General features: G+C 63.3%; 7 protein-coding genes. 3 read left to right on the top strand and 4 right to left on the bottom strand.

Features of this window, described 5'->3' with window-relative positions; translation table 11 throughout:
* On the bottom strand, positions 1–2,147 hold a 2,147-nt coding region (pbpC, locus tag QRN41_RS11665; protein WP_502941888.1), incomplete at its 3' end, for a peptidoglycan glycosyltransferase PbpC.
* 150 nt (positions 2,148–2,297) lie between these two features.
* On the opposite strand from pbpC, the gene QRN41_RS11670 reads away from it, so the two are divergent.
* Complete coding sequence (locus QRN41_RS11670; RefSeq protein WP_034095695.1) at positions 2,298–2,591, top strand: hypothetical protein; 294 nt, start codon at positions 2,298–2,300, stop codon at positions 2,589–2,591.
* Between the two features lie 137 nt (positions 2,592–2,728).
* Here QRN41_RS11670 and QRN41_RS11675 read toward each other — a convergent pair whose 3' ends face one another.
* Positions 2,729–7,630: an alpha-2-macroglobulin family protein gene (locus QRN41_RS11675; RefSeq protein WP_167416830.1), complete on the bottom strand. Its 4,902-nt coding sequence runs from the start codon at positions 7,628–7,630 to the stop codon at positions 2,729–2,731.
* Positions 7,631–7,837: 207 nt separating this feature from the next.
* Between QRN41_RS11675 and QRN41_RS11680 the strand changes: the two genes are divergently transcribed.
* Together QRN41_RS11680 and QRN41_RS11685 are read left to right on the top strand one after the other, a co-directional pair.
* A complete protein-coding gene (locus QRN41_RS11680) occupies positions 7,838–9,187 on the top strand; it encodes an MATE family efflux transporter (RefSeq protein WP_167416829.1) in 1,350 nt (449 codons plus the stop codon).
* An 82-nt stretch (positions 9,188–9,269) separates the two neighbouring features.
* On the top strand, positions 9,270–9,581 hold the full coding sequence (locus QRN41_RS11685; RefSeq protein WP_167416828.1) for a hypothetical protein: 312 nt from the start codon (positions 9,270–9,272) through the stop codon (positions 9,579–9,581).
* A 52-nt stretch (positions 9,582–9,633) separates the two neighbouring features.
* On the opposite strand, the gene speA is transcribed toward QRN41_RS11685, so the two are convergent.
* Both speA and QRN41_RS11695 read right to left on the bottom strand, forming a co-directional pair.
* Positions 9,634–11,547, bottom strand: coding sequence for an arginine decarboxylase (gene speA, locus QRN41_RS11690; protein ID WP_034136712.1), 1,914 nt, complete (start codon positions 11,545–11,547; stop codon positions 9,634–9,636).
* Between the two features lie 141 nt (positions 11,548–11,688).
* On the bottom strand, positions 11,689–12,060 hold the full coding sequence (locus tag QRN41_RS11695) for a translation initiation factor Sui1 (RefSeq protein WP_034095690.1): 372 nt from the start codon (positions 12,058–12,060) through the stop codon (positions 11,689–11,691).
* Between the last annotated feature and the right edge of the window lie 109 nt (positions 12,061–12,169).

Raw genomic sequence — 12,169 nt, forward strand, 5'->3', positions numbered from 1 at the left:
CCGCTGCCGCCCAGGGCGGATAGCTTCAACTGCAAAGCCTGCTGGCTGCCGGCCGGAAGGCGCAGTTGGTCGCCTTCGCGAACGCCGACAATCGACAGCGGTGAAGAGGCCGCCAAGGCCGGTGGCGGGCAGTCCGGGTCGGCCGCCGGAATGCGTGCTTCACGGCGTTCGGCCCTGGGCAACCAGGGCTCCAGCGGCGCGGGCCATAGGGCGATATTCCTGGCCTGCGCGCCGGGGCAGTGGGCATCCACTCGCAAGCCTTTGGCGTTGACCCACACGTTTTCCATCAGCCCTACGCTGAGCGGTTGATCCAATGCCTGCAAGGTCGGCGGCGTGGTGTTGTCCAGAGTCCAGGCAAAGCGCTGGCGTCGGCAATTAGGGTCGGTGCGGCTCATAGGCTGGCCCAGCGGCCAACAGATCGCCGCCACGCCGACATTGGCCGGCACTGCTTTGACCGGCGCGCTGATACCGCGCTGGCTGTCGCGGTTGGTCAGCACATCGTGCACTTGCAGCATCAGTGGCGCCGCCGACGCCAGACCGAACTGACCGGGCACGGGTGTGCCGTCCGGGCGGCCGATCCAGATGCCGATCAAGTAGCGCGGCCCCACACCAATCGCCCAGGCATCGCGAAAGCCGTAGCTGGTGCCGGTTTTCCAGGCCAGCACCGGGCGCTGGACCAACTCGGCGCGCGGGTCGCGGTCCGGCCGGGACTGGCCGCTGAGGATGCGCCGCACAATCCAGGCGGCACCTGGCGACAGTAACGGCCGCTCTCTGAGCGTATCGTCCGGTTGAAAGCGCAGAGTGGCGCTCTTGCCGTCGCGGGCGAAAGCGCTGTAGCCGCTCACCAGATCCTCAAGGCGGCTGCCGGCGCCGCCCAGAATCAGCGCCAAATTCGGCTCGGCCAGCGCCGGCAGCGCCAGGGGCACGCCGCCGATGCGCATCTGCGCGGCAAAACGCTTGGGCCCGTAGGCTTCAAGCAACTGCACCGCCGGCAGGTTGAGGGAACTGGACAGCGCCGTACTCGCCGGCACCGCACCGGTAAAGCCCATGGAAAAGTTGCCCGGGCGGTAATCGCCGTAGCGCCGAGGCACGTCCTGCAGCAGCGACTCGGAATGAATCAAGCCGTCGTCCAGCGCCATGCCGTACAGGAAGGGTTTCAAGGTGGAGCCCGGCGAGCGCAAGGCGCTGACCATGTCCACATGCCCGAAGCGCCTGGCATCGTTGATGTCCACCGAACCCAAGTAGGCGCGCACCGCCATGGTTTCTTCTTCTACCACCAGGATCGCGGCCGAGGTGTGCTCCGGCAGACGCGCACGCCAGCCCAGCAGCAGGTCTTCCAGACGGCGCTGCAAGGAGGCGTCCAGGGTGGTGCGGATCAACGGCGGGCTGTCGGGACGGTTCAGGCGTCGCGCAAGCAACGGCGCGAGGCTGGGCTCCTGGCGCGGAGCGAGCAGCAGCGGTTCTTCCAGGGCTTCATCGACCGCCGTTTGCGGCCATACCTGGAATTCGGCGAGGCGCCGCAGCACCTTATCGCGGGCCTGCTGCGCACGTTGCGGATGGCGATCCGGGCGCAGGCGGCTGGGCGCCTGTGGTAATACCGCCAGCAACGCGGCCTCGGCGTGGGTCAACTGCGCCGGGGATTTGCCCAGGTACGCCCAACTGGCCGCCGCCACGCCCTGCAAGGTGCCACCGAAGGGCGCGCGGTTGAGGTACAGGTTGAGGATCTCGGCCTTGGACAGGTGCCACTCCAACTGGGCTGTGCGCCACAACTGACGCAACTTGCCGTGCAAGGTGCGCGAGTGCGGGTCCAGCAGGCGCGCCACCTGCATCGACAGGGTACTGCCACCCGACACCACCCGTTCCCCGGCCAGGTTCTGCCAGGTCGCCCGCACCAACGCCAGCGGGTTCACCCCCGGATGCTGATAAAACCAGCGGTCTTCATAGGTGAGCAGCGCATCGAGGTAATACGGCGACACCTCACTGGTCTGCACCGGATAGCGCCACACGCCGTCGGCATCGGCAAATCGCCACAACGGCGTGCCATCCTCGGCCAGCACCACCCGCGCCAAATCATCCTGAGGCAGCGGCAAGGGCCAGATGCGGTCAGCCAGCCACAGCAGCGCAATCACTGACAGCACAGCACCCATAAACCAGCGCAGCAACCGTGGGAGCCGAGTGAATCCAGCCATGAATAAACGAAACCTCAAACCGGCAAACCTCTATGCTTGTGGGGAACTAGCCCGCTGCAATAACAACCAAAGGCACACACCCGCCCACCTTTTGATCAGGACACATATATGCAGGTAGAAAGCTTCTTCGAATGGCTGGGCCAGGCGCTCGGTTCCGTCATCCGCTTTATCGTCGACGGCCTCAGCGGACTGTTCGGCGCCCTGACCCACGCCGGCAGCAACTTCGTCGAAGGCCTGTCCCGCACCTTGGGCATGGACACTTCGATCATCAGCATCATCACCCTGATCATCGGCCTGATGCTGCTCTACTCGGCCGTACGCGCCTTTATGCGGGCGTCGATCATCATGGGCATCATCTGGCTGATGCTCGGCCTGTGGCTGCTCAGTTGGGTCGTGCATTAACGTTAAGCACGCCACAGCCCCCTGTGGGAGGGGGCTTGCCCCCGATAGCAGCGCTCCAGTCAACGCACCTGGCAACTGACCCACCGCCATCGGGAGCAAGCTCCCTCTCACATTAGCGCCGATTCCGAGTTGAGAAATCAGCGCCCCTTGATCACCAGATCCGCCGGGGTCTCACCCACCGCCTGCCAGTTCGGCCGATACATCGACTCCACCTGCGGCGGCGGCACGCGATAGGTGCCCGGCGTTACGGCACGCGCCAGGTACAGCAGGTGCGTGGTGACATCGCTGTCCAGATTCAAGGCCGCCACGTAGCGGTCATCGCGGAACTCCTGGTGCTTGAGCGATGCGTTCTGCATCGACTCACGCCACTCCTTCACTTGGCTGCTGGCGTTATCCAGGCTGGCGGCGCTTTGTGCCAGGTTCTGGTTTTCCAGCTCCAGGCCTGCGGGGAGCAAATCCACCACCAGAGCGTCCGGCACCCGTTGCTTGGCTTTGACTGCCACATGCACCAGCACCAGATCGCCGCTGTTGAGGTTGCGCAGGTTCAACGGCTGACCGTTCATGCCCAGGTACTCGCGGCGGATGCTCAGGTTGTCGCCCCCCGGTGCCGGCGGGACTTGTGGGTAACCGGAGATCGTCAGTTGCTGGTACACCGGCGTCTCCCCCTGATTGCTCAGGGCCAGGTCGGCGGACAGCAGCTTGCCGTCCAATGCCAGTGTCGACTGCTGATTATTCAACTCATGCACCCCGCCGCTGCCGGTAAGCGACACTTGCCAGTTGGCCTCCGGTTGCGCGAACCCCAGACGCCCGGCGAGGAACAGCGAATTGCGCTCCTGGGTCGACAGATACGGGCTGGCCGCCAATTGATCCGACAAGGTAAACAGCCGCTCCTCGCGCTTGCCCTTGGCTAGGTCGTTTTCTTCAAGCAGCGCCAGGATCATCGCCTGATCGCGCAATGGGCTGCCGTAATCGGCCAGCCAATCCTTGTTACTGCGCTGTGCGGCAAGGCCGGCGAGCAAGGCTTGATCGGCACGCGGTTGGTCGCCCATTTTCTGCAGGGCAATCGCCAACTGCACCAACGGCAACCCCGAGCGCGCATCGCTGCGCCGCTCGAACAGACTGCGCAACGCCCCTAACGGCGCCTGCTGGCTGCGCGCCAGGACCATGCCGGCATAAGCCTGCACGGCGAAGCGGGTGTGGTCGGCGTTGTCGCTGTAGTCGACGTCGATCAGGTTGCGCTCCTGCACATAACGCAGCAGGCGCTCGCTGGCTTTTTTCAGGGCCTCGGCCGGTACGGCAAAACCCTGGTCACGGGCGCGCAGCAGGAAGTCGGTGACGTACGCGGTCAGCCAATATTCCTCTTCGCCATCGGCACCCCACAAGCCAAAGCTGCCGTTATAGCGCTGCATGCCCAGCAGGCGTTCGATGCCCAGTTCGATTTTGCGCTTGCGCTCGGCGTCCGACTCACCCTTGATACCCAGGCGCTTGAGCAACGCGTCATCGGCATACAGCGAGGGATACAGGCCGCTGGCGGTCTGCTCCAGGCAACCGTAGGGATAGGCCTTGAGCGCACTGATCTGCGCGCCCAGGTTCAACGGCGGCCGGCTCGACAGGCTCAGCAAGGCTTCACGCCCCGAGGCATCGAATTGATCCAGCGTGCCAACGGGCAAGCTCCACGGTTCGCTTTTGAGCACCGCGCGGTAATGCTTGAGCAGCGCCGGGTAGGCTGGGCGCACGCCCAACGTCCATTCGCGGCTGAACGGCGGCAGCTGTTCGCCCGGCAGGTCCAGGCCATTGACGGTGACCTTGAGCTTGCCCTGCCCCAGCCCGCCCCAGGCTTTCACCGGGATGCGCAGCGTGGTGCGCTGGCCTTGCTTGAGTTCGACCGATTGCGCGCCGGCATCGACCAGTTCCAACTGGCCTTCGGCACTCAGTTGCACATCGAGCTTCTGCGCCTTGCCCGACAGGTTGGACAGGTCCAACGCCAGGCTCGTCTGGTCGCCGCCGGCCAGGAAGCGCGGCGCCGACAGTTCGGCCACCAGGGGTGCGGCGACTACGGTCTTGGCTTCGGCCATGCCGTAGCGGTCATCGCTCCAAGCCTGGGCCATCAGGCGCAACTCGCCGTTGAAGTCAGGAATATTGACGCTGACTTCACCCTCGCCCTTGTCATTCAACGTCACCGGCGCGCTTTGCAGCGCCACGATGGTCAGGCTGGTGTCAGGGCGTTTGCCACCTTTGGCCAACGCCGCGTCACCGCCGAACGCCAGGCTGGCCAGACGGCCCTGGCCGGCTTCGATCAACTGGCCGTAGATGTCGAACTGATCCACGCCATAAGCCTTACGGCCGAACAGGCTGGCGTACGGGTCGGGCGTCGGATATTCGGTGATATTGAGGATGCCCACGTCCACCGCTGCCACCAGCACATGCACTTGTTTAGGCACGCTGCCGTCGGCATTCCTGGCTGCGACCTTCACCGTGAGCGGCTGCTTGGGACGCATTTTTTCCGGAGCGCTGAGGGTCACGCCGAGCTTGCGCTGGGTGCGATCCAGGGGCAAGTGCAGCAGGCCCACCGCGCGTTTCGGGGTGATATTGGCTTTGCGCTCGCCGGGACGAATCACCAGGGCGCTGACATACAGGTCATGGCGCGACCATTTCGGGTCAAGCTTCACGGCAAAACTCTTGCCTTCGGCCGGCACGTCGATTTCCTGCCACCACAGCGGCCCTTCGGCGGATTCCACCAGCAAGTAACCCTTACCGGCGGCCGGCGGCGTGACCGTGATGTTAGCGGTATCGCCATCGCCATAGGCTGGCTTATCCAGCGCCAGCTTGACCTGATCGGGGCGCACGGCGCCGCCTTCGGTGTTGTCCTGGGCCTGATAACCGGCCCAGAAACGCAGGCTGCTGACTAGGCCGGTCTGCGGGTCTTCGACCTCGACGCGATACGGCCCCCACTCCACCTGGAAGCTGACCTTGGCGGTATCACCGGCCTTGATGTTGAGGGTCTGCTCGTCGAGGTTGAGGAATTTTTCGTTGTAGTGGTAGCTCCAGCCGTCGTTGTCGGAGTAGTTCCAGTAGTAGTCACGGCGCTCGCGCACCAGGCGCACCTTGAGGTTGGGCGCGGCAAGCTTCTGGCCGTCCTGGTTGGCCAGCAGCACTTCGAATTCCGCCGGGCCGTCGCCATTGGTTTCCTTGCCGTCAAACAGCCCGCGCAGGCCCGGCAGTTGCTTGGCCGGCCAGATCGGCTGCACCAGGCGCCGAGTGATCGGCCGCCCGCCCGACTCATGCAGGCTGGCCTGCACGATCAGTTGCAGCGGCGACTTGGCCTCGGCCCACTTGCTCTCCAGGCTCAGAACCTCCTGGCCCTTGGCGTCGAGCACGTTTTCGTCGATCTCGAAATCCTGGCTCAGGTCCTCCTCGGTGACGGAACCGAACTCGTAGCCCGGCAGCGACTTGACCGCCTCGCGCAACGGCCGCACATAAACCTGGCCGCTCACCCGGTTACCCGAAGCCGGCGCGCCGTAGAGGTAGCGCCCCGTGAGCTGGATTTGCGGGCTGTCCGCCGGGCTCAACGGCGTGTCGCTGCCCTTGAGTTCCAGGGCCAAGCGTTCGGGCAGGAAGTCTTCAACGAGGAATTCGTACAACTGCGGCTTGCCGTCGCCCAGGTCGAACACCAGTTGCCAGCGCCCGGTCGGCGCTTCGCCGGCCAATTGCAGGGCGTATTGATAGAGGCCGGACGCGTCGGCATCCCACACGAATTTGCGGCTGACCTGTTCATCCGGACGACGCACTTCGACGCTCACCGGCTGCGGCTTGACCGTGTTGCCGTCCTTGTCCCGCAGCAAGGCGTTGAGCAGCACGGTTTCGCCTGGGCGATACAGGTCGCGCGGGCCGAATACAAAGAACTGCAAGGGGTGGGACGGCTGGCCGCCGATGTCGAATTCGGCCAGGTCCAGCGCGGCGCTATCCAGGCGCAACAGGCTGGTCTGCTCACCCTGTTTGGCCAACAACACCTGGGCTTTTTTCGGCAGCGGCAACTGCGCGTGGCCGCCCTTTTCGGTCTTGCCCTCGGCCAGCACGCGGCCATCGCCATCCAGCACTTCCAGGTCCACGTCATTCAGGGCTTTGCCGCCTTCCAGGGCCTGGGTAAAAACGTCGAGGCGATTGCTGTAGCGGTGCACCGACAGGCCAATGTCGCTCAGGGTGAACAGCGTGGCCGGTTGGGAATAGTTATACGTGCCCGACGCACGCATCACCGCCAGGTATACGCCTGGCTGCTGTAATTGCTTGAGGCCAGCGATCGGCAGCAGCAGGGTTTCGCGGGTATTGCGCGCAGGGTTCAAATCGAAACGCCCGCCGTAGACCAGATCGGCCATGGGCAGCAACTCGCGGGACTCGTAACTTTGCAGGCTGGTATTGCGCCCCCACTGCGCCAGGAACGACGGCAGGGACTCGGGCTTGATGCGGAAGAATTCGACGTCGATTTTGTCGACGTTCAGCGCGATCACCGGCAGGCCCTCGGCCAGGCGCGTCGGCAGCAGGGTGCCGCGACTGGCGAAGCCGACGGTGGCTTGCAGGTCTCGGGTTTCCAGGCGGGCGATGTGCTCGGCGGCGAGTTTACTATCGTTGACGGCCTTGAGCCCGGCGTCGACGGTGAGCACCAGTTTGCGCTGCGGTTCGAGGTGACGCAGGCGCAATTCCATCAGGTTATCGGAGAGTTCCCAGGCGCCGTCGACCTTGCCGGACTTACTGTCGACCAGGTGCAGCTTGTCGGCAAACTTCTGCTCCGGGTCCAGGGGAATGGAGAAGCTCACCGATAGCGTGCTGGCACCGTCCAACTGCACCTCGGACACGTCTACCACGCTTAATTCACGCCCGGCGTAGCGCTGCTTCAGCGCCGCCACATCCACCGCCGCTTTGATCGGCTTGGGGGCGGTGCTGGTGATCGCCACGGGTGCGGTGGGCGCAGTGGGTTTATCGGAAGAATCGCAGGCGCTCAGCAGGGCCAGGGCGCAGGCCAGGAACAATCCTTTGTTAAGCATGGGGCACTCGTTGTCAGAGGGAACCGGGGGTGTGAACTATATATCAGCCCGAGCGGGGCCGATGTGGTGCTGGTCACATTGACCGACGGAGGGTGGGTTGGTTCGCAGCCGTTTGAAACCCCCAGCCAAATCCCACAGCCGCCTCCCACATTGGCTCTGCTGCATGGCTAATGGATGGTTACAATGTCGTTCCCCCAAGGAGCCTGCATGTCCACCTTACTGACCGACTGGCGCGACCGCCCCACCCACCGCCGCGTATGGGCCCTGGCTGCGCCGATGATTCTGTCGAACATCTCGGTGCCGTTGGTTGCCCTGGTCGACAGCATGGTGATCGGCCATTTGCCGCATGCCCACCAATTGGGCGCGGTGGCCGTGGGTGCCAGCCTGTACACCTTTTTGGCCTGGGCCATGGGTTTTCTGCGCATGGGCTCCACTGGTTTCGCCGCTCAGGCCGCCGGGCGCAAGGATGGCGCAGCGCTGCGACAGATCCTGCTGCAAGGCTTGCTGCTGGCGCTTGGGCTGGCCATATTGCTGGGCACGGTGGGCATCCCCCTGAGCCATATGGCACTGGAATGGATGCAGCCGTCCGCGCAACTGAATCAACTGACCCGGGATTTTTTCCACACCCGCCTGTTCGGCCTGCCCGCTGCACTGGCCAGCTATGCGCTGGTTGGCTGGTTCCTCGGCACGCAGAACGCCCGCGCGCCGCTGGCGATTCTGCTGACCACCAACTTGGTCAATATCGCCCTGAACCTTTGGTTCGTGCTTGGCCTGGAGTGGGGCGTCGCGGGGTCGGCACGCGCCTCGGTCATCGCCGAGTGGACCGGTGCCTTGCTTGGCCTGGCCCTCACGCAAAAAGCCCTACGCGCCTACCCCGGGCATATCGCCTGGGCGGCCCTCAAGCGCTGGCAGAGCTGGCGCCCGTTGCTGGCGGTCAACCGCGACATTTTTATCCGCAGCCTGGCGTTGCAGTCAGTGTTTTTCATGATCACGGTGCAAGGCGCGCGCCTGGGCGACGCCACCGTGGCGGCCAATGCGCTGCTGCTCAACGGCCTACTGCTGACCGCCCACGCCCTGGACGGCCTGGCCCACGCGGTGGAGGCACTGTGCGGTCACGCCATCGGCGCACGGGACCGGCAAACCTTGCGCCGCTCGCTGGTAGTGGCCGGTGGCTGGTCACTGATCGCCAGCCTTGGATTTGCATTGTTGTTCAGCGTCGCCGGCCATCTGTTTATCGCCATGCAGACCGATATCCCCAGCGTGCGCGAAACCGCCGACACCTACCTGCCTTACCTGGCGGTACTGCCCTTGATTGCGGTGTGGAGTTATCTGCTGGATGGGCTGTTTATCGGTGCCACGCGGGCGCGGGAAATGCGCGATGGGATGTTGTTGACGGTATTGATCGTGCTGCCGTTCGCGTGGGTCTTGCAGGGGCTGGGCAATCACGGGTTGTGGATCAGCTTCCTGCTGTTTATGGCGCTGCGCAGTTTAACCTTGTGGGTTATCGCGTGGCGCTTGAGCAAAAAGAACCAATGGTTTGGCGATCCGACCTGTTAGTTTTCACAGGTTACAAACCGACCCGCCGGGCGTTGAATGGTCATGGGTAATCCCCATCCCATACATTCAAGGAGAGTCGGATATGAACATCACGAAAGCACTGTGGATGGCCGCCGCTTGCACACTCGCAACCACTGCTGGCTGCACTAATGGGCAAGGGCCGGCCAATGTTCAGGGCATGCTGGAGGTGGAAAACAGCACCCAGTTCAATCTGATAGTCACCCAAGAAGCCGATGTTCACCAACTTGGGCCAAAAGGTCGAGTTGAGCTGCCCATTGATGACCGAGTTGTCATGGTGCACCGTAGAAACGGTAACGTTGACAGAATTGACCGACTTAGCCTTGAGTTCAATACCGCTCAATGCGGGCACAGTGTGTGCCTGAAAGTGCACTGAAGCGCCCGCCGATACGACGCACGGAAAACACCGTGCGTCGCTCAAGACGGTATCAGGAAGACAAGTAGGACGAACGCGTCAGCCCCAGACGCAACGCATCCAGGAACTGGGTACGCTCCGACGCGCTGATCTTCGCGCTGGCGCACTTGTCACGGTAGTGCGTCATCAACTCTTCCGGCGACAAGTGCACGTAGCGCAGCATGTCTTCGATGGTGTCGTGGGTTTCGATCCCGGCGCTGTACACCGAGCCGTCTTCACGCTGGTAGATGTTCACCGAGTCGGTGTCGCCAAACAGGTTGTGCATGTCGCCGAGAATTTCCTGGTAGGCGCCGACCAGGAAGATACCCAGCAGGTAGTCCTCGCCTTCCTTCAGGGCGTGTACCGGCAGGCTGGTTTCGATGCTCTGCTCGTCGACGTATTGCTTGATCTTGCCGTCGGAGTCGCAGGTCAGGTCCTGCAGTACCGCACGGCGCAGCGGCTCTTCGTCGAGACGGTGCAGCGGCAGGATCGGCAGCACTTGGCCGATGGCCCAGGTGTCGGGCAGGCTCTGGAAGACCGAGAAGTTGCAGATGTACTTGTCGGCCAGTTTGTCGTTGAGTTCGTCCAGTACTTGGCGATGCGAGCGCTGGCGGGCTTTCAGCGAGTTATGCAGGCGACGGCACACGGCGAAGTAGCACTGTTCGGCCAGGGCTTTTTCCGAAAGGGTCAGTTTGCCGTCGGCGTACTGGGCAGCCACGTCGCTCATGTAGTGGGTAGCGCGCCAGTAGGTTTCGGTGACCATTTCGATGTCGGTCGGGCCGAGCAGGTCCACCAGCCATTGCACGGTTTCCGGCAGGCTTTCCTTGTTCTCGATCAGCGGGATTTCGTCGTTGTGTTTCTCGACGTCGGTCACCTGCACCACCAGCATGGCGTGGTGGGCGGTCAGCGAACGGCCGCTTTCGGAGAAAATGTTCGGATGCGGCAGGCTCTGCGCGTCGCAGAACTCCTTGAGCATGCCAACCACCACGCCGGCGTAGTCGTCCATGTCGTAGTTGATGGAGCTGGCGTTACGCGAGTGAGTACCGTCGTAGTCCACGCCCAGGCCACCGCCGACGTCGATGTGATCCACCGGCAGGCCGAGGTTACGCAGTTCGCCGTAATAACGAATGGCCTCTTTGAAGCCGTGCTGGTAGTCCGCCAGGTTGGCGATCTGCGAGCCCATGTGGAAGTGCAGCAGACGAATGCCCTGATCCAGGCCTGCGGCGCGGAAGCGCTCGACCACCGACAGCAACTGCGCGGCCGACAAACCGAACTTGGATTTCTCGCCACCGGTGTCCGCCCACTTGCTCGACGCCAAGGACGACAAGCGCACGCGCAAGCCCACCTGAGGCTTGACCTTGAGGCTCGCGGCCTCTTCGATCACCAGGCCGACTTCGGATTCTTTTTCGATCACGATAAACACGTTGTGGCCCAGCTTCTGGCCCATCAGCGCCAGACGGATGAACTCACGGTCCTTGTAACCGTTGCAAACGATGGTGCCGCCCTTTGGTGCCAACGCCAGCACGGCCAGCAGCTCGGGCTTGGAGCCGGCTTCGAGGCCAATGGAAACGTTCTGGGTGGCGATGATGTTCTCGATCACCGCTTCCTGCTGGTTCACCTTGATCGGGTACAGCGCGGTGTACTTGCTCTGGTACTCCAGGCGTTCGATGTTGGAATCGAAAGCACCGGTCAGTTGGCGCACGCGGTCTTGCAAGATGTCGGGGAAGCGCACCAGCAGCGGCAGCGAAAGACCGCTTTTGCGCAGTTCGTCGACTTGCTCGTAAAGGTCGACGGGCGTGCTGTTCGGGCCGTTTGGACGAACTTCAACGCGACCGGCGTCATTGATCGCGAAATACCCGGCCCCCCAATGGCGGATCCCATAAACACTGCGGCTGTCCGCAACGGTCCATTGGCTGCCATCGTCTTTGCGTGTGCGTCGTACGGACATCGAAGTCCCCTATAAATGAAGTCGAAGGCACCGCCTCGGGTTCGAGGCCGGCGCAGTCTAAAGAATGAAAATGACGATTTGCCTGTAAGAGAGGTAGACCCCACTCGCAGGACAGAGTTTAGACACTGGCCGGTAAGAGGCTCAGCCGCCGGACTTCTTGGCCTTGTATCCCAGCTTGATCAGCTCGGCCAATAACAGCTCGACGTGGTCGCCCTGGATCTCGATGACGCCGTCTTTCAACGCGCCACCGGTGCCACAGCGCTTTTTCAGCGTGGTGGCCAGTTCCTTGAGGGGCTCCGCGGCCAGGGGCACGCCGGTGATGGTGGTCACCGTCTTGCCGCCACGGCCCTTGCTCTCGCGTCGCACGCGGGCAATACCGTCGCCTTCGGGAATCAGGGTCTGTTTGCAGATGCAGGCATCCACGGGCTGACGACAGTCCGGGCAGTGTCGACCTGCGTCGGTGGAAAATACCAGGCCACCAAGGGCGGCGAAGGATGCGGCTTTTTTGGCCACCGGCAATCCTCTTGGGAGGATGAAGACTGATCGGCCCCCAAAAGGGTCAGCCGACCGCGAAGCCCCACTCAGGCAGGGGCAGCGCTACCGAATCGCCAAAGCGACGCGG

This window comes from Pseudomonas sp. efr-133-TYG-23, from assembly GCF_030209215.1.
Lineage (GTDB): Bacteria > Pseudomonadota > Gammaproteobacteria > Pseudomonadales > Pseudomonadaceae > Aquipseudomonas > Aquipseudomonas rhodesiae.

Bases quoted from the DNA above. Each gene is read 5' to 3' on its own strand.
- QRN41_RS11670 (WP_034095695.1), top strand. From the start codon at position 2,298: ATGCAGGTAGAAAGCTTCTTCGAATGGCTGGGCCAGGCGCTCGGTTCC.
- QRN41_RS11675 (WP_167416830.1), bottom strand. From the start codon at position 7,630: ATGCTTAACAAAGGATTGTTCCTGGCCTGCGCCCTGGCCCTGCTGAGC.
- QRN41_RS11680 (WP_167416829.1), top strand. From the start codon at position 7,838: ATGTCCACCTTACTGACCGACTGGCGCGACCGCCCCACCCACCGCCGC.
- QRN41_RS11685 (WP_167416828.1), top strand. From the start codon at position 9,270: ATGAACATCACGAAAGCACTGTGGATGGCCGCCGCTTGCACACTCGCA.
- speA (WP_034136712.1), bottom strand. From the start codon at position 11,547: ATGTCCGTACGACGCACACGCAAAGACGATGGCAGCCAATGGACCGTT.